Genomic DNA, 24,853 nt, shown 5'->3' with positions numbered 1-24,853 from the left:
CGATAACGATTTGAGGAGCGGGACGAGTGGAGCGCGTCGATTTTCTGGTGGTCGGGGCCGGCATCGCCGGGGCGTCCGCCGCCTATGAGCTGGCCGCACAGGGCCGGGTGCTGGTGCTGGAGCGCGAGTCGCAGCCCGGCTATCACTCGACCGGACGGTCGGCGGCGCTCTACACCCAGACCTACGGCCCGGCGCCGATCCGCGCCCTGACGGTGGCGAGCTGGGACTTCTACACCAACCCGCCCGCCGGCTTCGCCGAGCATGACCTGCTGACCCCGCGCGGCGTCCTCATCATTGGCCGCGAGCATGAGATCGACCGGCTGGACGTGGAATACGAACAGGGCCGGCGGCTCACCCCCTCGGTGGAGCGGTATGACCGCGAGCAGGTTCTGGCCCGCGCCCCCTTCCTGCGTCCGGACTATGTCGCCGGCGGCGTTTGGGAGCCGGACGCCCGCGACATCGACGTGCATGCCCTGCACCATGGCTATCTGCGCAGGCTGAAGGCGCGCGGCGGCCGGGTGGTGACCGATGCGGAGGTGCGGACGCTCACCCGGCAGGATGGGCTGTGGGTGGCGGAAACCAGCGCCGGCAGCTTTGCCGCACCGGTGGTGGTGAACGCCGCCGGCGCCTGGGCGGACGAGTTGGCGAAGCTGGCCGGAGTCGCCACCGTCGGGCTGGTGCCGAAGCGGCGCACCGCCATCACCTTCGATCCGGTGTTCGAGGATCCGGCCGACAAGACCGGGCTGGACGGCTGGCCGATGGTGTCCGACGTGGCCGAGACCTTCTATGTGAAGCCGGATGCCGGCCGGCTGCTGGCCTCCCCCGCCGACCAGACGCCGATCGAGCCCTGCGACGTGCAGCCCGAGGACATCGACGTCGCCGTAACGGTGGACCGGCTGGAGCAGGCCTCGCGCTTCTCCGTTCGCAGATTGGCCCACCGGTGGGCGGGCTTGCGCAGTTTCGTCGCCGACAAGGTGCCGGTGGTGGGTTTCGCGCCGGATGCGGAGGGCTTCTTCTGGCTGGCGGCCCAGGGCGGCTACGGCATCCAGACCGCGCCGGCCATGGGCCGGGTGGCGGCGGGACTGGCCACCGGCCGCGGCCTGCCGGAGGATGTACGGGCATTGGGAGTAGCCGAGTCGGACCTGTCGCCGGCAAGGGCCCGATAAGGCAGGCTATGGTAGCCCGGCATCAGGGCTGAGGAGGCGTGCGATGTCTGTGCGTCTGGTGGCGAAAGGACCTGTGGCACGGAGGGCGCTCGGCGTCGCGGCGCTGGCCGCCGCCGGGGCGCTTGGCGGCTGCGCCAACCCTGCGGCGGACGAGGCGCTGGTGGCGCAGACCGCGCTGATCGGCATGTCCAAGGCGACGCTGCTGTCCTGCGCCGGGGTGCCGGAACGGCAGGCGACCGTCGACAACCGGGAGTTCTTCACCTACCGCAGCTCCCGCATCGTCTCCTACCCCAGCGCGCCGCCCCTCGGCTATTATGGCGGCTGGGGATGGCCCCATTATGGGTACGGCTATGGCTGGCCGTCCTATGGTTATGAAGTCAACAGCTTCGACTGTGAAGCAACTTTCAGTTTGAGAAACGGTGTGGTCGAGCGCGTCGTATATGGCGGCGCCAGCGGCGGCTCCGCGCGACTTGGTCAATGCTATGCCATCGTTCAGAACTGCATGGCGCTGATCCCGCAGCGGACAATTAAACCAAGCCCTTGATTTCCTTGTCCATGCGACAACTCGTCACTGTTGCATAGCTGCTGCAGAAGGAGAGGAAGGGTTGCAGCCCCCCTAGTACCCTTACACGGTGTCTGGTAATAGCTCCATCGGCTGATGCCACAGAACAGCAACAACGCATTGCCTGGAGCAGACCCCATGACCATCCTGTCGCGCGCCGCCGCCGCCCTGCTGGCGACCTCGGCCCTCGTCGCCATCGCTTCCCCGTCGCTCGCTCAGGACTTCAAGGGCAAGTCGGCCGGCGACATCGTCGTCCGTGCGCGCGGCCTGGCCGTGCTGCCGCAGGAAAAGGGCACGATCAACAACTCGGCTCTCGGTGACATCGGGTCGGCCAAGGTCGGCAACGACTACATCCCCGAAGTCGACTTCACCTACTTCTTCACCGACAACATTGCCGCCGAGCTGATCGCCGGCACCAGCCGTCACCGCGTGAAGGGCAACCTGATCGCCGGCGCCGGCGGCGTCACGGAAATCGGCAAGGTGTCGCTGCTGCCGCCGACCCTGACCGTGCAGTACCACTTCATGCCGAAGGAGCGTATCAGCCCGTATGTCGGCGCCGGCGTCAACTACACCCTGTTCTACAATGAGGACGCGGCCGAGAACCCGAACGCGGCCGGCCTGCGCATCACCGACACCAACTATAAGAACCGCTTCGGCTGGGCCCTGCAGGCTGGTGTCGACGTCGCCCTGACCGGCAACTGGTCGCTGAACTTCGACGTCAAGAAGATCTTCCTGAAGACCGACGTGACCGCCAATGCCCGCCTGGGCAACGTCGTCCTGCCGGTCACCTCGAAGGTCACGCTGGACCCGTGGCTGGTCGGCGTCGGCGTCGGCTACCGCTTCTAAGACCGGTTTCCGGAATCAGTTCCGGACATTGGAAGGACGGCCCTCCCCATCCGGGGGAGGCCGTCTTTTTCTTTTTACCATCAGTCTTGCAGATTGTACGGTTATCCCCATGATTCCCCTACGGGGATCAACGGAAGGGAGGCCGTACCGCCATGCATGTTGCAGCCGTATTGAAGCGCAAGGGCAACCGGATCGTCTCCGCCGCGCCGGAAGACAGCGTTGCCGCCGTCACCCGCCTGCTGACCGAACACCGGATCGGCGCCGTGCTGGTGATCGATGAAGACGGGCAACCGGTCGGCATCCTGTCGGAACGCGACGTGGTGCGGGCCGTCGCCCGCGACGGTGCCGGCGCGCTGGACCGGCCGGCGGCAGACCTGATGACGCGGGAGCTGATCACCGGCACCCCCACCGACACCGTCGCCGACATGATGGCGGTGATGACCCAGCGGCGCATCCGCCATGTGCCGATCGTCGAGTCCGGCCGGGTCATCGGCGTGATCAGCATCGGCGACGTGGTGAAGGCCCGCATCGACGATGCCGAACTGGAGGTCGAGTCGCTGCGGGGCTATGTCGCCGGCATGGGGTGAGGCGTTCCACACCGCCTGAAACGCGAAACGACCCGCCGGAGCGCTCCGGCGGGTCGTTTCATTTTGCTCGGGAAGAGCGGGGTCAGGCCGAATGCGACTGCGGGAAGGCCATCGCCGCCTGGGTGCGGTTGCGCACGCCCAGCGACTTGAAGATCGCCGTCATGTGGATCTTCACCGTCCCTTCGGACAGGCCCAGTTCATGGGCGATCTGCTTGTTCGACTTGCCTTCGCGCAGGCGGTCCAGCACCTCGCGCTGACGCTGGGTCAGAAGCTGTTCCAGCTGCGGATCGGTCGGCGGGATCACGCCACCGGCACCGCGGTGATCGGGCTCGATCCCCTCGCGCAGAACCGTCGCCGGCACATAGACGCCGCCGGAGAAGATCAGGTCGAGCGCGCTCAGCATGATCTTCACGCTGGACGATTTCGGGATATAGCCGGCGGCGCCGTTCTCCAGCGCCTCCCGCACGTCTGCCTGTGCCTCCGACGCCGACACGACCACGACCTTGGCGTTCGGCTGCCGCTCGCGCAGCATGCCGATGCCAGAGAAGCCGGGCCAGCCGGGCATGCGCAGGTCCGTCAGGACAAGGTCATAGGCCTCATCCTTCGACGCCGCCATATCCAGAAGCTCGTCGAAATTGCTGGCCTCCGCAAAGGTAGCATTATCGCGAAGCTGCTCAAGCAGACGGCGAAGACCTTCCCGGAACAGGACGTGATCATCACCGATCAGGATCTTCATCGCTCAAACTCCCGAACCATGCCTGCCCCTCCGAAAGACGCCCCAAGGGCTTGAGAAAAGGAGGGGGCTGTCGCCACCCGCATATTCCCTAAAATCCAAAGGATATAGCAGGCACCGGCCGAACGTAATCTCTATTGAGATGTAACACGCAGGGACGAGGACCGACAACCGGAAATTAACTTTTGTCACCGCTCCGATGGCCTAGCGGACGAAGGCAACACTTCCCGGGAGTGATATTTCTAAAGCGCTATGACAATTTTAGGTCAATGTGCGAATGCGTCACTGGATCTTGAAATATCTAAAAAATTAGCCGGCCGGCGCCAATTTCTGGCACCCGACCGGCTTTGAAGTTGCGCGCCCCGGAGGACGATAGGACGCGGATCGACAGGTCTGTTAGAAAGCGGCCTCTTCCAGTTCCATCAGCGGCTTGGCGCCGGCGGCGATGGTGATGAACAGGCTGTTCGTCTGCGGCAGCAGCTTGGTCATGTAGAAGCGAGCGGTCTTGATCTTGGCCTCATAGAAGGCGGCATTGCCCTCCCCGGCCGCGAGCTTGGCCTGCGCCTTCTCCACCATGGTCAGCCAGCTCCAGCCGAGCGCCACCAGACCGAACAGGCGCAGATAGTCGCTGGCGGCGGCACCGGCCTCCTCCGGATCCTTCAGGCCCTTCTGGGCGATCAGGGCGGTGGCCTGCTGCAGCTTGGCGAAGGCCTTGGACAGCGGCATCACGAACTCGCCCAGCTCGTCCTTCTCCATCGCCGCCTCAATGTCGCGGCCGACGGGGTGGAAGAAGTGGCGCAGCAGCCGGCCGATGTCCTGCGGCAGCTTGCGGCCGACGAGGTCGAGCGCCTGGATGCCATTGGTACCTTCATAGATCTGGCAGATGCGGGCGTCGCGGACATACTGCTCGACGCCGGTCTCCCAGATGAAGCCGTGGCCGCCATGGACCTGCACGGCGATGTTGGCCGAATCGAAACCGATGTCGGTGAACAGTGCCTTGACGATCGGCGTCATCAACTGGACGAACTCGTCGGCGTCGCGGCGGGTGCGGGCGTCGGCGTGCTTTTCCGCCACGTCGAGCTTGTAGGCCGTCAGGGCGCCCAGGGCGCGCGCACCTTCGGTGAAGGCGCGGGCGGTCAGCAGGTTCTTGCGCACGTCCGGGTGGACGATGATCGGATCGGCCGGCTTGTCCGGCGCCTTCACCCCCGACAGCGACCGGCCCTGGAGCCGCTCGCGGGCGTATTTGACGGCGTTCTGGTACGACACCTCGGCCAGCCCCAGCCCCTGGATGCCCACGGCCAGACGGGCCGCGTTCATCATCACGAACATGGCGCGCATGCCCTTGTGCGGCTCGCCGACCAGCCAGCCGGTGGCGTCCTCGAAGTTCATGACGCAAGTCGAGGACGCCTTGATGCCCATCTTGTGCTCGATGGAGCCGCAGGCGACGCCGTTGCGCGCGCCCGGCGTGCCGTCGGCGTTCGGCATGAACTTCGGCACCAGGAACAGGCTGATGCCGCGGGTGCCGGCCGGGGCGTCCGGCAGACGGGCCAGCACCAGATGCAGGATGTTCTCGGTCAGGTCATGCTCGCCGGCCGAGATGAAGATCTTGGTGCCGGTGACCTTGTAGCCGCCCTCGCCGTCCGGCACCGCCTTGGTACGGATGATGCCGAGGTCGGTGCCGCAATGCGGCTCGGTCAGGCACATGGTGCCGGACCAGGTGCCGTCGACCAGCTTGGGCAGGAAACGCTGCTTCAGCTCGTCCGAGCCGTACATCGCCAGGGCGTTGTAGGCGCCGAGCGACAAGCCGGGATACATGCCGAAGCTGAGGTTGGCGGAGCAGATGAACTCCTCCAGCATGATGTTGACCAGCTTCGGCAGCCCCTGCCCGCCATAGGCCGGATCGCAGGCCAGACCCTGCCAGCCGGCGGCGATGTAGGTGTCGTAGGCCTCCTTGAAGCCCTTGGGCGTGCGGACCTCGCCATTCTCGAACCGGCAGCCTTCGCCGTCGCCGGACTGGTTCAGCGGGAACAGCACCTCCTCGCAGAGCTTGGCGCCTTCCTCCAGCACCTGGCCGACGAGTTCCGGCGTGGCGTCCTCGTAACCCGGCAGGGCCGACAGCTTGTCCAGCCCGACGATCTCGTCCAGGACGAAGCGCACATCCTCAAGCGGAGCCTTGTAGATCGGCATCTCTCGTTCCTCCCCCTCAGTTCCGCAGCGGCTTGCCGGTGAGCAGCATGTGCTCGATCCGGTCGATGGTGCCGCCGGTGCGCACCAGACCCATGAACGCCTCGCGCTCCAGCCGCAGGACATGGTCCTCGCCGACCGGCTTGGAGATGTCGGCCTCCTCGCCACCGCTCAGCACTTCGGCCAGGGCGGCGCAGACCACCTTGTCGTGCGGCGTGACCTTGCCCTGCAGGGCGAAGCCTTCCACCGCCAACTCCATCGCCGCCTGGGCGCTGGGGCCGGGCAGGACATAGGCCGTGGTCTTCTCCGGCGGGGTATAATCGGCCGCCAGTTCCAGCGCCTTGGCCTTGGCGTCGGCCAGCAGGCGGTCGCGGTTCATGGTGATGCCGTCGGTGGCGCGGAAATACAGCAGCTCCTTGGCCTCGGCCGCCGACTTGGCGACGGTGGCGGTGCTGATGATCTCGAAGGCCTTGGCGATGCCAGGCATCGGCCCGCGGGGCGCCTTCGGGTTGGCCTGATGGCGGGCCAGCATCTCGGTGCAGCCGCCCCAGGCCGGGATCAGGCCGACGCCGACCTCAACGAGGCCGACATAGGTCTCGGCATGGGCCTGGACATGGTCGGAATGCAGCAGGATCTCGCAGCCGCCGCCCAATGCCATGCCGCTGGGCGCCGCCACCACCGGGAAGGGGGCGTATTTCAGCGCGCGGTAGGTGCGCTGGCCGCCCTCCACCATCTCCTCGATCTGCGGCCACAGGCCGATGTTCAGCGCGAACAGTGCAAGGCCCAGATTGGCGCCGACCGAGAAATTATCCGCCTCATTGTGGATGACCAGCGCCTTCCAGTCGCCTTTGCCGTCGCCGATCAGGCGCATGGCCTTCTCGTAGGCGGCCATGATGTCGGCATCGACCGCGTTCATCTTGCTGGTGAACTCGACGCACAGCACTCCGTCGCCGATGTCCCACAGGCTGGCGGAGCCGTTCTTCCACACCGGCTTGCCGGCGGCGCGCTTGATGTCGGACAGCAGCAGCACGCCGTCCGGACGCACCACCGTGTCATAGACGCCGGCGGTGGTCAGGTGCTGGAGCTTGCCGCCCTCGACCCGGTAGAAGGGGCGGCCGGCGGCGGTCTCGACCAGGGCCGGAACCGGAATGCCTTCCGAGCGGCACAGCTCGGCGAACCACTCGGTGCCCAGCCGGTCGATCAGCTCGAACGGACCCTGCTTCCAGTTGTAGCCAAGGCGCATGCCCTCATCGACGGCGACGATGCTGTCGGCGATCTCCGGCACCAGGCTGGCGGCGTAGGCCAGCGTCTGCGCCAGGACGCGGCGGGCGAAACGGCCGCCCTTGTCCGGGTGCTCGCACAGCTTGCGCAGGTCGCGGCCGGCGGCGGACACGCTGTCCAGCCGGGCCTTCTCCGACGGGGCGTATTCACCGGTCTGCAGGTCGACCGACTCCTTCACCTTGCCGCCGCCGGCCTTGTTGATGCGGTAGAAGCCGCCCTTGCCCTTGCGGCCGGTATAACCGTCCGCAATCATCTTGGTGATGACCGGGTGTTCGCGCATCTGGCCGCGATAGGCGTCGCCCGCCGGCAGGGTGGCCGACATGCTCTTGGCGATGTGCGGCATCAGGTCCAGCCCGACGAGGTCCATCAGGCCGAAGACGCCGGTCTTGGGGATGCCCATCGGACGGCCGCCGACGGCGTCCGCCTCCTCCACCGTCAGGCCCAGATCGACCGCGGCATTCACCGCCGCCTGGATCCAGAAGACGCCGATGCGGTTGGCGATGAAGCCCGGCGTGTCCTTGCAGTGGACGACACCCTTGCCGAGACGGCGGTCGCCGACGTCGGCGATGGCGGCCAGCGCATCGGCGCGGGTGGCGGCGCCGCCGACGATCTCCAGCAGCCGCATGTAGCGCGGCGGGTTGAAGAAGTGGGTGATGAGGAAGTCCTTGGCGAACTGCTCGCTCTGGCCTTCGGTCAGCACCGCCAGCGGGATGGTGGAGGTGTTGGACGACACCACCGAGCCCGCCTTGCGCACCGGATCGATACGCTTGTACAGGTCGGCCTTGATCGCCGGGTTCTCGACGATGGCCTCGACGATCCAGTCGACGTCGGCCAGCAGGGTCAGGTCGTCCTCAAGATTGCCGGGTGTGATCAGCTTGGCGTTCTTGGGATGCATGAAGGGGGCCGGATCGGTCTTCAGCATCTTCGCCACGGCACCCTTGGCGATGGCGCTGCGGTCGGCACCCTCCTTGGCCGGGATGTCGAGCAGGACGCAGGGGATGCCGGCGTTGGCGAAATGGGCGGCGATGCCGGCGCCCATCACGCCCGCACCGATCACGGCGGCGCGTTCGATCTTCATGGTCGTTTCCTCCCCGATCCCGTTCGTCAGACCGCTTCCAGGATGGTGGCGATGCCCTGACCGCCGCCGATGCACTGGGTGGCCAGCGCGAACTGCTTGCCTTCGCGCTTCAGCAGGGCCGCGGCCTTGCCGGTGATGCGGGCGCCGGTGGCTCCCAGCGGGTGGCCGAGCGCCAGCGCGCCGCCGTCCGGGTTGATGCGCGACGGGTCGATGTCGAGGTCGCGCATGCAGGCGATGGCCTGGGACGAGAAGGCCTCGTTGATCTCGATGATGTCGATGTCGTTGATCGACAGCCCGGCGCGGGCCAGCGCCTTGCGGGTCGCCGGGACCGGCCCCAGCCCCATCAGCTCCGGCGCGCAGCCGGCGACGGCGACCGAGCGGATCTTCGCCAGGATCGGCAGGCCGTTGGCGCGGGCATACTCCTCCGTCGTCACCAGAACGACCGAAGCGCCGTCGGTGAGCGGCGAGGAGGTGCCGGCGGTCACCGTACCGTCGGCGATGAAGGCGGGCTTCAGGCCCGACAGCCCTTCGGCGGTGGTGCCGGGACGGATGCAGCCGTCCTTGTCGACGAGACCGGCCGGGGTCTGGATGCCGACGATCTCGTCAGCCATGCGGCCGGCGGCCTGGGCCTCCGCCGCCTTGGCGTGGGACGCGACGGCCAGCGCCTCCTGCTCGGCGCGGGAGATGGCGTATTTGCGGGCGACGTTTTCCGCCGTGATGCCCATGGAGCAGTAGGCTTCCGGATAGGAGGCCTTCAGCGCCGGGTTCGGCATCGGGTTGAAGCCCATGATCGGCACGCGGGTCATCGACTCGACGCCGCCGCAGATGAACACCTCGCCGGCGCCCATCTGGATGGCGCCCGCCGCCTGATGGATCGACTGCATGGAGGAGCCGCAATAGCGGTTGACCGTGGTGGCCGCCGCGGTCTGCGGCAGCTTGGCCAGGAAGGAGATGCTGCGGGCGACGTTCAGCCCCTGCTCACCCTCGGGGAAGGAGCAGCCGACGATCACATCCTCGATGTCGTCGGTCTTCAAGCCGGTGCGCTCCACCAGCGCCGCGATGACGCGGGCCAGCAGATCGTCGGGGCGGACCTTGGTCAGCTCGCCCTTGTGGGCGAAGGCGAAGGGCGAACGGGCATAACCGGCGATGACGACCGACTTCATGAGTGCTTCTCCTCCATGTCCTGCGTCTCCGTGATGCCGTTGCGGCGAAGATGCTCGGAGATCTGGGTGTCGATGGTGCACAGCTCCGACAGTGTCTGTTTGACGTCGGCGAGCTGCTGTTCAAGCGCGGAAATCCGCCGGCGCGCGATCGTGCGCATGTAGCGCATCTGTTCGATCTGGGCGTCGTCGGTGTCGTAGAGGTTCAGGAAATCCTTGATCTCGGCGAGGCTGAAGCCCAGCCGCTTGCCCCGGCAGATCAGCGCCAGCCGGGCGCGGTCGCGGTGGCCATAGACGCGGGCGCTGCCGATCCGCTCGGGCGACAGCAGTCCCTCATCCTCGTAATGGCGGATGGTGCGGTGGGTCAGACCGAACTCCCCGGCCAGTTCGCCGATGGCGAGGCGCGGGCCGGACATCAGGTCGTCGCCCGCATCCTCCCCGCCGTCCATCATGCCCTTGCCGACCGAAAGCCGATCCACGCTGTCCGCTCCCTTCCCTGACGTTTACGTAAAGGTAAGGTAGGTGCCGCTTGCTGTCAACAGACTTGTTGACCATGCAAACCAGTTTGCCGAACCGCCTGGAAAACTGGTTGGCCGGAACTGTTCAGTCACTAACGGGTGCGGCGCGCCCGCGCAGTGACAGGATGCCACGCCCCCGCACGGGTGGCGGCTGTGGCAGGCTTTGCGGTGAGCGGACGCATCCGCCCATCTCCCTGGTCGATATGGGGATGGGGTGCGGCGCCGGACAGACGGCCAGAAGGCCGCGACAAATTTCAAGGTTTTTGGAAAATCGGGACAGGGGACAGGAGACAACCCATGTCGGCGCGCGCCATCGTATCGTTGGGCGTCTGGATACTGGCCATGGTGCTGATCGGCACCATGACGGTCGGCCTTGCACTGGCCTTCTACCTGCTGCTGACCCTGTGCTTCGCGGTGGTGGTCGCGGCCCTGACCCTGCTCGCCCGCCGGCGGGAGCACCACCGGGGCGAGCAGAGCTATCTTTAAACTTTCAAGGCCTTAGGCATTTGAGGCGGACGGTGGCGCCGTTGCCGGCCCCCGTCCGCCTTGCCTGCGTCACTCCGGCAGCACGCGCAGCCGGGATGCGGCGGTGCGGGCGGACAGGTGGGGACGCTGCAGGTCCTGAACCTGGGCGCCGGGGACCGCGAAGTCGCCAGGGGTCACGGCGCGGACCAGATAGACCAGCCGGAAGCGGGGGGCCGCCTTCGGCAGGTCAACCGCCGCCAGGAAGCGGTCGTCGCGGAACTCGACATTGCGGACGGCCGACAGGTCGCCCAGCCAGGACAGCTTGCCGAGCTGACCGCTGTTGGCAAGGCGGACATTCTCGATCTCGAAGCCGGCCGGCAGCGGATCGCTGACCAGCACCGAATGGTCGAGCGGATCGCCGGCCTCGCCCTCCAGGGTCACCACCAGCAGGTCGTTGTGGCGGATGCCGGCCGGATCGACCGGACGGCCGGCCATGTCGAACAGGCGGCGGCGGATGGTCATCCCCTGCTCCTCCGCGCCGGCCGGCTGGTCGGGCACGCCGGCGACCGACACAGTCTGCCGGACCTCACCGCCGAGATTGCGGATGGCGGTCGGGGCGGCCGGGTCGACGGGCAGGATCTGCGGCTTGGCGTTCTCCACCGTCTGGTCGCCGATGGCGAGCTTCATCGGCGCCGCGCGGTCGAACACCGCTTTGGACGCCAGCAGCAGCCAGGCCTGCTCCTGCGGGTTGGTAGTGCGGACGGCGGCGAAGGTCTTGGCCACCCGGTCAGCCGCCTGGAAGATGCGGTCACGGTCCACCGCCCCGCTTTCGGCCATCAGCACCACCACGCCGGCCTCGTCGCGCAGGGAGGAGCCCTGGTCACGCAGGCTGGCGGTGACCATGCGGGCGCCGGTCAGCTTGGAGAAGGCCTCCGTCGCCCCCGGCTGGTCGCCCAGCACGGCCGTGGCGGCGGCGATCTGCGCCCGGCCGAAGTCGGTCTGCAGCCGGTCCCAGTAGTTCTCGCGGAAATAACGCACGGCGCCGGCGTCGATCATCTTCGCCCGCGCCAGCACATAGAGCGCATAGGCGCGGCCCGGCAGGTCGGCGGTCTCGACCCAGGCGTTGTCGATGGCCTGCTTCAGCCAGTCCAGCCCCTTGCGATAGGGCTGGTCGGGGACGCGGTAGCCGGCCGCCTTGGCACGGCCCAGCACATCGACGGCGTAGGCGGTCAGCCAGGGATCGAGTTCCCCCTTCGGCGACCAAGCGGCGAAGGCGCCGTCAATTCTCTGGAAGGTCAGCAGCCGGTCGACGCTGCGTTGGACACGGGCCTTGATGCGGTCCTCCGGCGCGATACCGAGGCCGGCGGCGACGTCGCTCATCGACAGCAGCGGCAGGATGCGGCTGGCGGTCTGCTCCGCCCCGCCCGCTGCCGCACGGTCGAGCGCGAAGAGAAGACCCGCCACGTCGAGGTCCGGCAGGGGTGCGACGACCGCGCCGACCGACAGGGTTTCCGGCCGCAGGCCGGCGGTGATGTCGGCGGGAATGGTCAGGCTCTTGTCGGTCGGCAGCGCGGCGGTGTTGCGGCGCGACACCGGCGGCGTTGCCGGGCGGACGGTCACGTCCCAGCGGCGGGTGACGCGGACGCCCTCCGGACCGGTGACATCGAGCGTGACATGGCCCGATCCGACCCCGGTGGCGGTCAGCACCCGGCCGGCGGTCGCCCGCTTGCCGCGCGCCAGCTTCGGAACGGCCAGTTCGTTGCCGGACTCCGACTGGGCGATGGTGACGGCGCCCTCCGCGGTCAGGGTCATGGTGTAATCGCCGGACGGGCCGTTCAGGTTGTCGAGCGACAGCAGGACCTGCGCCGAGTCGCCGGGGGCGAGGAAGCGCGGCAGCACGGCGTCGGCGACGACCGGATCGCGGACCAGCATCTGGCTTTCGGCATGGCCGATCCGTCCCTCGCTCCAGGCGACGGCCATCAGGCGCAGGCGGCCCTGGAAGTCGGGAAGATCGAAGGGAATGGCGATCTTGCCGTCGGCCCCGACGGTCTGGATGCCGGAATAGAGCGAGACCACCCGTTCCGACTTGGGCGGTACCAGCCCGGCGATCTGGCGCAGGCGCGGCGTCGGCTGGGCCGGCGGACGGGCGGCGTCCAGGCTGGCCGGATCGATCAGGCGGCCGTAGGAGTCGCGCAGTTCCACCCTGAGCGGACGCTTGCGCAGATAATGGCGGGCCGGATCGGGCGAGGGCTGGTCGGTCAGCTGCATCACCGATTCGTCGACGGCGGCGAGCGTGACGAAGGCCTGCTTGCCCTCGGCGACGCCGTCCACCGTGATGTCGGCGGTCATGGCGCGGCGCGGCTCCGTCTCCGCCGGGGCGGAGAGGCGGACGTCGAGGGTACGCGGGGCCTTGTCCATCGCCAGCCACGCAAGGCCGACGGCGCGGCGCGGCGGCTTCTTCGACTGTGGGTCGGAGGTGGCGAAGGCGGTCGCCAGCACATGGGCGCCGCTGGTCCAGCCCTGCCCGACCGGGATTTCCAGGAACGCGCCCTGAGTGCCAATGGCGCGGGTGACGGCATAGGAGACGCCACGGTCGGCCACGGCGACCAGAACCTGACTGTCATAGGGCGGCTTGACGAAGACCCAGGCGCTTTCACCGGCGCGGTAGGCCGGCATCATCACCGAGACATCGACGGAATCCGGCCGCTCGCCGGCGGTCGGAGTCATCCACCAGCCGGCGGCGAAGCGGAAGCTGCTGGCGACGCCGGTCTTGGGATCGAACACCTCCAGCCGGTAACGGCCGGCGGTCACCGGGGTTTCGACCGGGACGGGCGCGCCAGCCTGGGCCGACAGCGAACCGCCGGTCACCCGCTGGTCCTTCACCGTGACCTTGTAGTCCCAGCGGCCGTTGGCCTCGTACCAGGAGTAATCATACTCCTCCTCGAACAGCTCGTAGGAGAGGTCGGGGTGGTCGGTCGGCTTGCCATCCGGACCGACGGCGATGACGTCGAAGCCGGCGGTCGCCCCCTCCGGCACGCCGTCGCCTTCGAAGCGCGGCTTGATGCCGATGGCGAAGGACTGGTGGCGCACCGGCAGCACGAAGTCGCGGCCGACCGGTCGGCCGCCGAGGTCGAACAGGGTGGCGCGCACCACCGCCTCCAGCGGGCGGGTGCTGTCGGGCGGGCGCGGCAGCTTGACCTTCAGGCGGGCCGAACCGTTGGAATCGGTGATGAAGCCCGGCAGATCGGCGCGGGCCGGCTTCACGTCCTCCTGCACCAGACCGAAATGATAGCCCGGCAGGTTGGGATAGGGGTTGGCGGCGGCGCGCAGCGTCACCGTCAGCTCCCCCGGCAAGCCGGAGGCCGGCGCGCCATAAAGATAGTGGCTGTCGAGCGCGATGTCGGCCTCGCCGTCGGACGCCAGCACCGTCGTCGGGGAGGCGAGCGCCACGTCCAGCCGCGGCGGCACGAAATCCTCCAGCAGGAACTCGGCCTTGCCGATGGCCGGGCCGTCCGGCTCGGCATGGGCGGTGACGATCCAGTTGCCGGGATAGGCGTTCATCGGCAGGTCGATGCGGGTGGCATAGCCGCCGGCCCCGCTGTCGGTCAGGCCGCGCCGCTCCACCTCGAAACCGTCGGGCCGCAGGACGCGGATGGTCAGCTGCTTGCCGGCGGGCGGCGGGTTCAGGTCGGCGTCGCGCAGCAGCGCGGTCAGCTGCACCGTCTCGCCCGGCCGGTAGATGCCGCGCTCGGTGTAGAGATAGGCGTCGAGGCCATTGGCTGCCGGGCGGACGACGGTGGCGGGCTTGTCCGGCGTTTCGGCCGGCGGGGCTCCGCCGGCGGTCAGGTCGAGAACGGCGAAGTCGCCGTCGCCGCGCGCGGCGAACAGCGCCTGCACCGGCTCCGTCCCGGCGGCGCGCAGGGCCGCGAGGTCGAAGCGGCCCAGCCCATCCTCGCCGGTCTGGACGCGGCCCAGCTCGGTGCCGTTGCGGGCGACCAGACGCAGTTCCACCCCGGCGGCCGGCGCGGCGCTCTGGACGGAACGGGCGAAGACCACCAGCGAATCCTCGCCGAGGATGGTGTTGAGGCCGAGGTCGGAGACGACGAACCACTGGGTCGCCTTGCGGTCCCAGCCGCCCGGCTTGATCTCGTCGGCGCCGGCGACGGCGACATAGACGCCCGGCTCCAGCTTGCCCAGCACGGCGTCGATCGGGAAGGCGGTGGTGACGGTGCGGTTCGGCTGGTTGCCGATGCCGATCTCGCCGCGCCACACCTCCTGGCCCGACTTGTCCAGGATCTCGCCGATGTCGTAATCGGTCATCTGCTGGGTGATGCGGCCGAAATAGATCTTCTCGACCAGCGCGCGGTCGGCGATGCGCAGCACCTGCAGCTTCGCCCGGTCCAGGTTGATCGAGCGCAGCGGCAGGCCGTCCGACCCCACGCGCGGCAGGATGTAGCCGGCGCCGCGGAAGGCGAGCGAGGGCTTGCGGTTGGGCACCTGCACCTCGCGGGTGTCGGCCGCCGGCAGCCGCTTGCCGTCGGCGCCGGGAAGCCCGTCCTTCAGCGTGACGCGGTAGGTCTCGCCATGGTGCAGCCCCTCCACGCAGAGCGTGCGGTCGCGGGCGATGGCGGCGCCGTCCACCGCCGGCTCCACCGCGACATAGTCGCGGTAGTTGACGGCGCGCGAACGCTCCAGCCGGTCGGTGAAGGTGAAGCAGGCCTGCGGCGTATCGCGCTCCGCCACCACCTCGACGCTGGAGACGCCGAAGGGCACCGGCTCGGCCGGGGGATCGGCGGCGAGGGTCTGGGATGCGGTGAACGTGCCGGAGCACGCGACAAGAACGGCACAGACACGCGCCAGCGCACGCAACATTCTGGACAGGCCCCAATTCCGCGGGTGGGTCCGGAAGCACGCGGCCGGGGACAGCCCTGGCGTCGGCTCGGACCTGGACAAAACCGGCGCGGAGTATGCCCAAGCGGCGGGGGTTTCGCCATGGCTTTGCGGCACCGCCGCGAAGATCGCCCAGGTTGCGGGCCGGATCGGCAACGGACCTGTGGATCAGGCCGCGAATTCCAGGGTGATCTGGCTGCCCTGCCCGGGGCGGCTGTCGATGCGGAGGCTGCCGCCATGCGCCTCGATCAGCGACTTGACGATGGGCAGGCCGAGACCGGTGCCGCGGCCGGGATGGGTGGTGAGGGCGGAGGTCTGGCCGAAGGGGATGGAGGCTTGGCGCAGTTCCTCCGCCGTCATGCCGATGCCGTTGTCGGTGACGCGGACGATGCAGCGGCCATGGACCCCACGCCCGATGCTGACCAGCACGCGCCCGTTCTCCGGGGTGAATTTCAGGGCGTTGCCCAGCAGGTTCAGCAGCATCTGCTTCAGCGCCCGCTCGTCCGCCCGCACCAGGGTCGGGGCCGGCGGGCGGTTGATCTCCAGCCGGATCGACTTCTGCTCCGCCTGGGGGGTAACGATGCGGATGGCCCATTCGGCGGCTGCGACGGGGTCGACATCCTCCATCAGCAGGGCGAACTTGCCGGCCTGGAGCCGCGACAGATCCAGGATGTCGTCGATCAGCGTCAGCAGATGCTGACCTGAAGCGTGGATGTCGCCGGCATAGTCGGCATAGCGGTCGCCGGCGTCCGGCCCGAACATCCGGTCCTTGATGATCTCGGAAAAGCCGATGATGGCGTTCAGCGGCGTCCGCAGTTCGTGGCTGACGCGGGCCAGGAAATCGCGGTTGACCGCCAGCGCCGCCGCCAGCCGTTCGGCGTTGCGGTGCTGGACCAGCAGCAGGGCGGCAACCAGCAGGACCGAGACGCTGAGCAGGACGGCGATGATCCGCATCTGCCTGCGGAAACCGGCGACCGCAGCCTCGAGGTCGGTCACGGCGATGCCGACGCTGAGGATCAGCGGATAGCCTTCCACCGGCCGGTAGGCGTAAGCGCGCCGGAAACCGTCGGCGATGCTGTCCTGCCAGTAGATGCCGGTCGGCGACCGCCGCGCCGCCTCCCACAGGGCCGAGCCGGAAATGGACAGCCCGATGGCGTCGTGCCCGTCCTTGGAGCCGCGGGCGCGGATGATCCGGTCCAGCCCGACCAGGGTCACCACCCCGTTCCGGCCGACATCGGCCTGCCGGTAGAAGCCCGAGAGAAAGCTGGGATCGACGTTGGCGACCACCACCCCGGCAAAGCCGCCCGCCGCATCGTTCAACCGGCGGGACAGGCGCAGCAGCGGCCGGCCGGCCGCCGATCCGGCGGAGGGCGGACCGACCGTCATCCGGTCCCGCCCCTCCATCCGGTGGTAGGCGAGCAGGGCCTCGTCCTCCAGCTTTTCGGGAGGCCCGCTTCCCAGGCTGTGGAAGAGTTGGGCGCCGCTGGGGCCGAAGACCGAGACGTGATGGATCAGCGCAGTGTCATAGAGCCCGTCGTCGGCGATGCGCCGGGCACGGGCCAGCCCGCCATCGGCATAGCGTTCGGCGAAGGAGCGGAGCGTGGTGTCGACATCGTGCAGGGTGCGGCTGGTGCTGCTTTCATAGGCGCGCGCCGTCGCCTCGGCATTCACCAGCGCATCCCGCGTCTGGGTTTCCAGCATGGAGGCGGCCATCACGACGTAGCCGACCCACACCCCGGCAATGGCCAGGGCCGCCGCCGTCAGGACGCCAATCCGGAAAGATGGGGCCCGGAAAAATGGGCTCCGGAAGGACGGCGTCCTGAGAGAGGGGAACCGAAAGGTCGGGAGTCGTGGCATGACCTGCGCTCCGCCGTTCCACCGGCCCCCGCACCGGCCCGCGCCTTCGGCGGAGATCGGTGGGGGTGGAGCCGATCATCGCGCCGATCGGTTAAGACTTGTCAAATATCCGAACAGTTGGCCTATGAAATATTGATATGCACGAAGTTCTATCGAGACACGAAACGATTCCGCAGCCGCTCGATGGCGGTGTCGAGCACTTCGTCCTTCTTGGAGAAGCAGAAGCGCACGACGTTGGTCGGCGCGTTCTCCACGAAAAAGGCGCTGACGGGGATGGCGGCGACCTTCGCCTCGGCCACCAGCCAGCGGCAGAAGGCCTGATCGTCGCCGTCGAAGCCGAAGCGGGAAATGTCGGCGGCGACGAAATAGGTGCCGGCGCTGGGCAGCACGTCGAAACCGACCGCGGCGAGGCCGGCCGACAGCCGGTCGCGCTTGGCCTGCAGCCCGGCGGCGAGCCCGGTGAAATAGCCCTCCTCCTTGCCCAGCCCGAAGGCGACGGCGGTCTGGAGGTTGGGCGGGGTGGTGAAGGTCAGGAACTGGTGCGCCTTCGCCACCGGCTGCAGCAGATGCGAGGCGGCGGTGACATAGCCGACCTTCCAGCCGGTCAGCGAGAAGGTCTTGCCGGCCGAGCCGATCTTCAGGCAGCGGTCGCGCATGCCGGGCAGGGTCATCAACGGGATGTGGCGGCGGCCGTCGAAGACGATGTGCTCGTACACCTCGTCGCAGACGGCCAGCGCGTCGTGGCGCTGCACGAACTCGGCGATCAACTCCAGCTCCGCCCGGTCGAACACCTTGGCGGCGGGGTTCAGCGGGTCGTTGATCAGCACCAGCTTGGTGCGGGGGGAGAAGGCGGCCTCCAGGTCGGCGCGGCTGAAGCTCCAGTCCGGCGCCTTCAGCGAGACGAAGCGCGGAACGCCGCCGGCCAGCCGGACGATCGGCAGGTAGCTGTCGTACATCGGCTGGAACAGCACCACCTCGTCGCCCGGATTGATCAGGCCGAGCAGGCAGGCGGTCAGCGCCTCGGTCGCGCCGGAGGTGACCATCGTCTCGGTCTTCCAGTCGATTTCGAGGCCATAGAAGCGGCCGGCGTGGGCGGCCAGGGACTGACGCAGGTCGGGGGTGCCCATCATCGACGGATACTGGTTCCACCCGTTGAGGAGCGCGTCGGCCGCGGTCTGCAGCACGTCGGCCGGCCCGCGGTCGTCGGGGAACCCCTGGCCCAGGTTGATCGCGCCATGCTCCTCCGACAGGCGGGACATGACCTCGAAAATGGTGGTGCCATAGCTGGACAGGAGCGCGTTGCCCGACTTCACCGGAAGACCTCCTCATGCGAACGGACGCACAAGATGGCTGCTGCGGGGCGACGCTGTCCAGTGCCCGCTTCCGCAGGGCAGACCGCGGGCGGGCGGCAGGGCGACCGGTGAGGGACCAACGAATCTTGCAGAGCCGTATGAAGCGACCGAGACGGCCATGGTATGGACGTTGCATACTCAGGTACGTTTTTTGTCCCAAGGAGTGAAGGTCCGATGTCATTGTTCTCCCGCTGCCGCGGCGCCGCCTTGTCGGCTCTGCTCCTGTTCGGGCTGAATGGCCCTCTTCAGGCCGCGGAGCCGATCAAGGTCAAGGTGTTCGTCGGCTCGATGTTCGAGATCGGCAAGAACACCGGGGACCGCGCCGGCGAGTTCCAACACTGGTACGAACGCTACTGGCAAACGGCCGAGCCCATCACGGTGAAGGGCGCGCTGAATCCGGTCTACTGCAACGCCGACGGCGTGTGCGGGTCGGTGCTGGGCATGGGCAAAGTCAGCTCCTCCGCCTCGATGCAGGCGATCCTGCTGAATCCGCAGCTCGACCTGTCGCAAGCCTATATTCTGGTCACCGGCGTGGCCGGCACCCCGCCGTCACGCGGCACCATCGGCGAAGTGAACTGGGCGACCTGGGTGGTCGACTATGATCTGGGCCACCGCTGGGCACCGGAGGAAGGCAAGCCGGGCGAGCCGACCTTCATGCCGCGCAAGGGCTACGAAGCGGTGCGGCTGTTCCCGATGAACCCGGCGCTGGTGTCCTGGGCCATGCGCCTGACCGCCGACACGCCGCTGAAGGACAGCGACTCCGCCCGTGCCTACCGCAAGCGCTATCCGCAGGAAACCGCGCAGCGTGCTCCTTTTGTGGGCACCGGCACGCACATGACCGGCGATACTTTCTTCCACGGTCCCGGCATGTCGGCCCAGGCGCAGTACATCGCCAAGCTCTACGGTGCGGACGACTATGTCATCACCGAGATGGAGGCGGCGGCAATCACGCTGGTCATCAAGCGGCTGCAAGGCTCCGACCGGGTGATGAGCCTGCGCGGCGCCGTCAATTTCGACCAGGGCAACCCGAACGAGACCACGCTCCAGCATCTGGACCCGAAACCCGGCGAGACCGCCGGCGGCTTCGCCGAAACGGTGGAGAATGTGGAACTCGTCGGGTCACGCATGGTCGACCACATCGTCGGCCACTGGGACCAGTGGAAGGACGGCGTTCCGGCCCTGTCGGCACCGTAATAAGGGGGCACCGGAAGCATCGTTTGGCAGTCCGCCCGCCCGAAAAGCGCGGGCGGATCAGCCGCCGTGCATCTTGCGCAGGCGGCGGGCGCGCAGCTTGTGGCGGATGCGCTCGACCGGGCTGAACATGCGGGGATAGCGGCGCTTGGACCGCACGAACAGACGGCGGGCGTCGGCGGAGTTGCGCAGCACCAGCACGCCGCCCAGCAGCATCACCGGCAGCCCGCCCGGACCGGGCAAGGGGGCGAGCAGAATGCCAAGCAGGATGATGGTGCATCCGGCGCCGATCAGGGCCAGCTGACGCACGCGCGCGAAAGACAGCGTCTGGGCGGTATCGGGAGGACTCATCTGCGGTTCGCCAGGCTCCATGCTTTGCGTACGCCTGCATATGGGTCGAGAGGGGCGGGTCGAAAAGGGGGCCCACTCCTTTGCGGAAACCGGCTCCCTTTCCCAGGGCCGGAATGGACGATCCTCAATGCAGCGTGCGCGCCGGTTCCGGCGGCGCACTTCGCAGGCGGGCGGGGTCGAGGCGGCTGAGGGCGGCGTCGCGTTCCGCCGGTTTCGGCTCCCAGCCGAATTCGCGGATCAGCTGGTCACGGGCGGCGACGGCGCGGCGGGACAGCTGGGCGCAATTGTCCTGAGGAGCGTCCCGGCGCGGCGGGCGGCAGCGGCGGTCGGCGCAGCTTTCCAGCATCAGGCGGATCATCCGCTCGCGCTTGGCGGCGTCGACATAGCCCATCTGGTCGAAATAGAGCTTGGTGAAGGCCAGTTCGGTGACGCGGGCGTGGGTCTTGCGGTCGCCGACGATCACCGCCGCCACCATCTCCACGCAGCGGCCGGCGAAATGCGGCAGCGGCGCCGTGCCGTCATCGGCCCGGTCGAGCAGGCTGCTCGGCAGATCGACCAGCCGGCCGGTCACGTCCTTTACCAGATAGCGGCGCCAAACCGACATCTCCGCCTCCTGTCAGGCTCTAGCCCTGGGGAGAAGCCTACACCAGACGGAGGGAAGACGGAACTGCCCGTAGGTTACACAATGTCGTGATCGGACCTGATTTTCAGCGCGGCACCAGCGGCCAGAACAGGGCGATGGCGGCGGTGCCGATCACCACCACCATGATCGACAGCGGCAGGCCGAGCCGCCAGTAATCGCCGAAGCGGTAGCCGCCGGGACCCATCACCAGCGTGTTGCACTGGTGCCCGATGGGGGTGAGAAAGTCGCAACCCGCCCCGATCGCCACCGCCATCAGGAAGGCGTCGGGCCTGAGCCCCAGATGGGTGGCGAGGCTGGCGCCGATCGGCGCCATCACCAGCACGGTCGCGGCATTGTTCAGGAAGGGCGTCACCGCCATCGCCGCCACCATCATCATGGCGAGCGAGCCGATGGGCGGCAGCCCCTGCGACGCGTCCGACAGGAAGCCGGCGATCAGCTCGGTCCCGCCGGTGGTGCGCAAGGTCTCGCTGACCGGGATCAGCGATCCCAGCAGGACCAGGATCGGCCATTCGATGGCCTCATAAGCCTCGCGCAGGCTGACCACCTTCAGCGCGGTCATCGCCACCGCCGCCCCGAAGAAGCCGATGGCGACGGGCACCAGCCCGCTGGCGACCAGGATGATGGTCAGGCCCAGCACCGCCACCGCCGCCGCCCGTTTCGGCGTGCGGCCGATGGCGAGGTTGCGTTCGGCCAGCGGCAGGCAGCCCAGCTCGGCCAGCGTGTCGGCCACGGCGGCCTGACGGCATTGCAGCACCACCAGATCGCCCGACTGCAGGCGGACACGGCGCAGGCGCTGGCGGATCGGACGACCGCGCCGGCTGATCGCCAGCAGGTTGGCGCCGAAGCGCTCGCGCAGGTTCACCTCCTCGATGCTGTGGCCGATCATGGCGGAGCGCTGCTCCACCACCGCCTCGACCACGGCGATGTCGTCCTCGTGCTCGACCCCCTCCTGGTCCTTGTCGTGCATCATGCGCAGGCCGGCGCGCTTGACCAGTTCGGCCAGCGCCGTGGTGTCGCCCTCCAGCACCAGGATGTCGCCGGCGAACAGCACCCAATGGGCGGACGGCACGTAGCGGCGGTAATTCTCGCGCACGATGGCGGCGATGGTCACCTCGCCTTCGCCGAAATGCTCCAGCTCCGCCACGGTGCGGCCGACGAACTGCGACCCGGGGGGCAGCCGCGCCTCCGCCGTGTAGTCATCGATGTTGAAGGCCGGGCCCGCCCCCGCCGCCCTGCCCTTCGGCAGAAGCCGGTAGCCGATCGATAGGAAGGCGACGCCGAACACCGCGATCACCAGCCCGACCGGCGTGAAATCGAACATGTGGAAGGGCTGGCCCGTCATCTCCGCCCGGACGCGCGAGACGATGATGTTGGGCGAGGTGCCGACCAGCGTCATCAGGCCGCCCAGCAGCGAGCCGAAGGCCATCGGCATCAGCAGCATCGACACCGGCGTGCCGGTGCGCCGCGCCACCTGCAGCGCGATGGGCATGAAGATGGCCAGCGCGCCAATGTTCTTGACGATCGCCGACAGCATGGTCACCGCGCCGGCCAGCACCGCCACCTGGGTCCAGACGCTGGTCATGCGCGTGGTCAGCGGGCGCATCGCCGCCTCCACCACCCCCGACCGGCCGACGGCGGCGCTGACCACCAGGGCGGAGCCGACGATGACGACGATGTCGTCGGAGAAGCCCTGGAAGGCCTCCTTTGCCGGCACGATGCCCGCCGCGACCGAAGCCAGCAGCGCCAGCATGCCGACGAGGTCGTAGCGCAGACGGTCCCAGATCAGCAGCGCGATCACCGCGCCGATGATTCCGAAAGATAACATCTGGTCGATGGTCATTGGCAGGGACAGCGTCCTTCCAGGCCTACACGATGGCCGGATCGGACAGGATGGATGCGGATCGGCGTCCGGTCAGCGCGCCGAACCCGACGCCTTCCCTTCCCCGCGGCCATTGCCCGACTTGCCGGATGCCTGCCCCCCCTTTTCGGGAGAGCGGGCATCCCGCACCAGCCGGCCACACTGTGGCTGCTCATCACTGCCTGGGTCAAGGAAGGGAAGCACGCTGGCCAGCGGCGTCAGCAGCACGCCCAGCGCCACCGCCGCCGCACCACGTGCCGCCGACTCGGTGGGATCGACGCCGATGTCGGGGTTGCCCAGCGTCCCGCCGACCAGCACCGGGACATGGGTGGCGAAGACCTGCGGCGATTTGGCGTCGCCGACGATGCGCAGGTCCAGCGCCTCGTTGCGCAGGCTGATCCGCCCCTTGCCGGTGACCAGCGTCTCCGGCGTGTCGAGCACCAGCGCCTGGACCTGGGCGATGCCGTTCTCCACCGACATGTTGCCGACCAGGCAGTTGAAGGGCATCGGCTTCGACCCGGAAATGGCGACTCCCAGCGTTTCCAGGATGTTGGTCTTCAGCCCCTTGACCGCGAGGCTGGTGATCCGGCCGCCGTCCACCGCGACGCCGATCTTGCCGTCGGAGGTCGCCAGCAGGTCGGCCACCGTCTTGCCGGTGCCGGCAAGCTGGACGCGGCCAGCCACCGTGCCGCCGATCTGCCCGGCCAGCGCGGTCTCGCTGAAGAAGGTCGACAGCTTCATGGCGCGGATGTCCAGGTTGGAGCGCATCGCCGGCACCTTGCGGCGGCTGTCCACCTGCACCGCGCCGGCGATCCGCCCGCCGCCGATTCCCAGCGACAGCGGGTCGAAATGCAGATCGCCGTCGTTCAGCCGGACCCTCATGTCGAGATCGTCGAGCGGCGCGAAGGGCGCCTCCACCCGCTTGCCGCGCAGGCGGACGTCCATGTCGGTGTTGCGCAGCTTTTCCACCGGGATGGGCGTGGCCGGGATTACCTTGTCCTTGCCGCGGGTCGGGTAATCGTCGCTGCCGCGCGGGGAGGCGCCGACCAGGCCGGCAAGATCCTGCGCCGCCAGCCGTTTGGAGGTGAGGTCGGCCTTCACCAGCGGCCGTTCGCCGCCGGTCTTGACCGACAGGTCGCCGGACAAATCGCTTTCGCCGACCTTGCCCGTCATGTCGCGGAAGGCCCAGAGGTCGCCCTCGCGCGACAGATGGCCGTCGATGGAATAGGGCCGTGTCTTCGGCGTCGGAATGCCGACGATGGGGAAGATCTCCGCCATGTCCGGACCGCTGAGCGCGACCGACAGGTCGACGCCCTGCATCTTCACCGGTTCGGCGATGGAGCCTTCGATGTGGCCCTTGGTCTTGCCGACCGCGGCGTCGATCTTCAGCGGATAGGGCTTCGGGTCGTCACGCAGGTACAGCAACGAGCCGCCGGCCGCCGCCAGGGTGAAGGGCTTGCCGGCGAAGCTGCCCTTGCCCTTCAACTCCACCGTGTCGTCGTCGTTGCCGCCGGTCGCGGTGTTGATGGTGTTGTCGATGTCGATGTCGCTGGTGGGGTCGCGATAGCGGATGGTGCCGTCGGCGATCACCAGCCGCTCGATCACCGGGATGTCGCCCCGGTTGTCGGGGGTCGCGGCCTGCTTCGCCACCTCCTTCTCCGCGTTGGGCGGGCCGAAGTTCCAGTTGGCCTCGCCCTTCTCGTTCTTCTCCAGGATCAGCTTCGGTCCCTGGAATTTCAGTTCCGGCAGTTCCCAGTCGCCGCGCAGCAGCGGCCAGGGGCGCAGCGTGGCGTCGAGGACCTTGATCTCCGCCATCGTCTTGTCCTGCGCCCACTCCGCATTGGCGACGCGCAGCCCTTCCAGGTGGATGCGGATCGGGTTGCCGAGATGGACGCGCAGGACGCCGTCGATGGCGACCTCGCGGTTCAGCGCGGATGATGCATGGCGGGCGACGAAGCCGCGGGCATCGTTCCAGTCGAACAGCAGCAGCACCGCGCCGACCGCGACGACGACGAGGCCGACGAGGCCGAGCAGCCCGTAGCCGATCCATTTGAACACCGATCCTGCCCCCGCTGCCCCCGCATCCGCCGCCATGCCGCCGTCCCTCCGCGCACCGTCCTTCTTCGACAAC

The 24,853-nt window shown here is 68.3% G+C and carries 18 protein-coding genes; 6 read left to right on the top strand and 12 right to left on the bottom strand.

Annotated features, from left to right (window positions below):
- The first annotated feature begins 26 nt into the window (after window positions 1-26).
- The 4 genes from M5E06_RS24250 to M5E06_RS24235 all read left to right on the top strand — a co-directional run bounded on the left by M5E06_RS24250 (window position 27) and on the right by M5E06_RS24235 (window position 3,161).
- Entirely contained in the window at window positions 27-1,166 is a 1,140-nt protein-coding gene (locus tag M5E06_RS24250) for an NAD(P)/FAD-dependent oxidoreductase (RefSeq protein ID WP_252140379.1), read from the top strand.
- Between the two features lie 43 nt (window positions 1,167-1,209).
- A complete protein-coding gene (locus M5E06_RS24245; protein WP_252140378.1) occupies window positions 1,210-1,710 on the top strand; it encodes a hypothetical protein in 501 nt (166 codons plus the stop codon).
- A gap of 156 nt (window positions 1,711-1,866) precedes the next feature.
- On the top strand, window positions 1,867-2,574 hold the full coding sequence (locus tag M5E06_RS24240) for an OmpW/AlkL family protein (protein WP_247870722.1): 708 nt from the start codon (window positions 1,867-1,869) through the stop codon (window positions 2,572-2,574).
- 152 nt (window positions 2,575-2,726) lie between these two features.
- Window positions 2,727-3,161, top strand: coding sequence for a CBS domain-containing protein (locus M5E06_RS24235; protein ID WP_109151851.1), 435 nt, complete (start codon window positions 2,727-2,729; stop codon window positions 3,159-3,161).
- Between the two features lie 82 nt (window positions 3,162-3,243).
- Here M5E06_RS24235 and M5E06_RS24230 read toward each other — a convergent pair whose 3' ends face one another.
- The 5 genes from M5E06_RS24230 to M5E06_RS24210 form a co-directional block, all read right to left on the bottom strand.
- Entirely contained in the window at window positions 3,244-3,897 is a 654-nt protein-coding gene (locus M5E06_RS24230; protein WP_109151850.1) for a response regulator, read from the bottom strand.
- A 393-nt stretch (window positions 3,898-4,290) separates the two neighbouring features.
- Window positions 4,291-6,081 (bottom strand): acyl-CoA dehydrogenase C-terminal domain-containing protein, encoded by a 1,791-nt coding sequence (locus M5E06_RS24225; protein ID WP_252140377.1) that lies wholly within the window; start codon window positions 6,079-6,081, stop codon window positions 4,291-4,293.
- 16 nt (window positions 6,082-6,097) lie between these two features.
- Complete coding sequence (locus M5E06_RS24220; RefSeq protein ID WP_252140376.1) at window positions 6,098-8,437, bottom strand: 3-hydroxyacyl-CoA dehydrogenase/enoyl-CoA hydratase family protein; 2,340 nt, start codon at window positions 8,435-8,437, stop codon at window positions 6,098-6,100.
- A gap of 26 nt (window positions 8,438-8,463) precedes the next feature.
- Window positions 8,464-9,600 (bottom strand): thiolase family protein, encoded by a 1,137-nt coding sequence (locus tag M5E06_RS24215; protein ID WP_136703163.1) that lies wholly within the window; start codon window positions 9,598-9,600, stop codon window positions 8,464-8,466.
- Window positions 9,597-10,076 (bottom strand): MerR family transcriptional regulator, encoded by a 480-nt coding sequence (locus tag M5E06_RS24210; RefSeq protein WP_353654360.1) that lies wholly within the window; start codon window positions 10,074-10,076, stop codon window positions 9,597-9,599. The genes M5E06_RS24215 and M5E06_RS24210 overlap by 4 nt, the downstream gene beginning before the upstream one ends.
- Window positions 10,077-10,412: 336 nt before the next feature.
- Between M5E06_RS24210 and M5E06_RS24205 the strand changes: the two genes are divergently transcribed.
- Window positions 10,413-10,601, top strand: coding sequence for a hypothetical protein (locus tag M5E06_RS24205; RefSeq protein ID WP_109151845.1), 189 nt, complete (start codon window positions 10,413-10,415; stop codon window positions 10,599-10,601).
- Window positions 10,602-10,670: 69 nt separating this feature from the next.
- Here the strand turns inward: M5E06_RS24205 and M5E06_RS24200 are convergent, their stop codons facing one another.
- From M5E06_RS24200 to M5E06_RS24190, 3 genes are all read right to left on the bottom strand, one after another.
- Window positions 10,671-15,452, bottom strand: coding sequence for an alpha-2-macroglobulin family protein (locus tag M5E06_RS24200; RefSeq protein WP_252140375.1), 4,782 nt, complete (start codon window positions 15,450-15,452; stop codon window positions 10,671-10,673).
- Window positions 15,453-15,638: 186 nt separating this feature from the next.
- The gene (locus M5E06_RS24195; protein ID WP_252140374.1) at window positions 15,639-17,183 is read right to left on the bottom strand and encodes a sensor histidine kinase; all 1,545 of its coding nucleotides are present in this window, start codon (window positions 17,181-17,183) and stop codon (window positions 15,639-15,641) included.
- A gap of 293 nt (window positions 17,184-17,476) precedes the next feature.
- The gene (locus tag M5E06_RS24190) at window positions 17,477-18,640 is read right to left on the bottom strand and encodes an aminotransferase (protein ID WP_252140373.1); all 1,164 of its coding nucleotides are present in this window, start codon (window positions 18,638-18,640) and stop codon (window positions 17,477-17,479) included.
- A 213-nt stretch (window positions 18,641-18,853) separates the two neighbouring features.
- Here M5E06_RS24190 and M5E06_RS24185 point away from each other — a divergent pair, with 213 nt between their 5' ends.
- Entirely contained in the window at window positions 18,854-19,873 is a 1,020-nt protein-coding gene (locus tag M5E06_RS24185) for a purine-nucleoside phosphorylase (protein WP_252140372.1), read from the top strand.
- Between the two features lie 57 nt (window positions 19,874-19,930).
- On the opposite strand, the gene M5E06_RS24180 is transcribed toward M5E06_RS24185, so the two are convergent.
- The 4 genes from M5E06_RS24180 to M5E06_RS24165 form a co-directional block, all read right to left on the bottom strand.
- Window positions 19,931-20,221 carry a hypothetical protein gene (locus M5E06_RS24180; RefSeq protein WP_136703160.1) on the bottom strand — a complete coding sequence of 97 codons (291 nt, stop codon included), beginning with the start codon at window positions 20,219-20,221 and terminating at the stop codon, window positions 19,931-19,933.
- A gap of 124 nt (window positions 20,222-20,345) precedes the next feature.
- Entirely contained in the window at window positions 20,346-20,825 is a 480-nt protein-coding gene (locus M5E06_RS24175) for a hypothetical protein (protein WP_252140371.1), read from the bottom strand.
- Window positions 20,826-20,928: 103 nt separating this feature from the next.
- Window positions 20,929-22,689, bottom strand: coding sequence for an SLC13 family permease (locus M5E06_RS24170; protein WP_353654359.1), 1,761 nt, complete (start codon window positions 22,687-22,689; stop codon window positions 20,929-20,931).
- Between the two features lie 87 nt (window positions 22,690-22,776).
- A complete protein-coding gene (locus tag M5E06_RS24165) occupies window positions 22,777-24,816 on the bottom strand; it encodes an AsmA family protein (RefSeq protein ID WP_252140370.1) in 2,040 nt (679 codons plus the stop codon).
- Window positions 24,817-24,853 lie beyond the last annotated feature (37 nt).

The sequence above is a fragment of the Azospirillum sp. A1-3 genome (assembly GCF_023806445.1).
Taxonomy (GTDB): Bacteria; Pseudomonadota; Alphaproteobacteria; order Azospirillales; family Azospirillaceae; genus Azospirillum.
The sequence above is the reverse complement of the archived record's forward strand: the minus strand, read 5'-3'. Positions and strand labels throughout refer to the sequence as shown.

Excerpts from the sequence above, each read along its gene's own strand:
- M5E06_RS24235 (WP_109151851.1), top strand. The coding sequence starts at position 2,727 with ATGCATGTTGCAGCCGTATTGAAGCGCAAGGGCAACCGGATCGTCTCC.
- M5E06_RS24195 (WP_252140374.1), bottom strand. The coding sequence starts at position 17,183 with ATGGCCGCCTCCATGCTGGAAACCCAGACGCGGGATGCGCTGGTGAAT.
- M5E06_RS24245 (WP_252140378.1), top strand. The coding sequence starts at position 1,210 with ATGTCTGTGCGTCTGGTGGCGAAAGGACCTGTGGCACGGAGGGCGCTC.
- M5E06_RS24230 (WP_109151850.1), bottom strand. The coding sequence starts at position 3,897 with ATGAAGATCCTGATCGGTGATGATCACGTCCTGTTCCGGGAAGGTCTT.
- M5E06_RS24240 (WP_247870722.1), top strand. The coding sequence starts at position 1,867 with ATGACCATCCTGTCGCGCGCCGCCGCCGCCCTGCTGGCGACCTCGGCC.
- M5E06_RS24225 (WP_252140377.1), bottom strand. The coding sequence starts at position 6,081 with ATGCCGATCTACAAGGCTCCGCTTGAGGATGTGCGCTTCGTCCTGGAC.
- M5E06_RS24170 (WP_353654359.1), bottom strand. The coding sequence starts at position 22,689 with ATGTTATCTTTCGGAATCATCGGCGCGGTGATCGCGCTGCTGATCTGG.
- M5E06_RS24185 (WP_252140372.1), top strand. The coding sequence starts at position 18,854 with ATGTCATTGTTCTCCCGCTGCCGCGGCGCCGCCTTGTCGGCTCTGCTC.
- M5E06_RS24180 (WP_136703160.1), bottom strand. The coding sequence starts at position 20,221 with ATGAGTCCTCCCGATACCGCCCAGACGCTGTCTTTCGCGCGCGTGCGT.
- M5E06_RS24220 (WP_252140376.1), bottom strand. The coding sequence starts at position 8,437 with ATGAAGATCGAACGCGCCGCCGTGATCGGTGCGGGCGTGATGGGCGCC.
- M5E06_RS24200 (WP_252140375.1), bottom strand. The coding sequence starts at position 15,452 with ATGTTGCGTGCGCTGGCGCGTGTCTGTGCCGTTCTTGTCGCGTGCTCC.
- M5E06_RS24165 (WP_252140370.1), bottom strand. The coding sequence starts at position 24,816 with ATGGCGGCGGATGCGGGGGCAGCGGGGGCAGGATCGGTGTTCAAATGG.
- M5E06_RS24175 (WP_252140371.1), bottom strand. The coding sequence starts at position 20,825 with ATGTCGGTTTGGCGCCGCTATCTGGTAAAGGACGTGACCGGCCGGCTG.
- M5E06_RS24205 (WP_109151845.1), top strand. The coding sequence starts at position 10,413 with ATGTCGGCGCGCGCCATCGTATCGTTGGGCGTCTGGATACTGGCCATG.
- M5E06_RS24215 (WP_136703163.1), bottom strand. The coding sequence starts at position 9,600 with ATGAAGTCGGTCGTCATCGCCGGTTATGCCCGTTCGCCCTTCGCCTTC.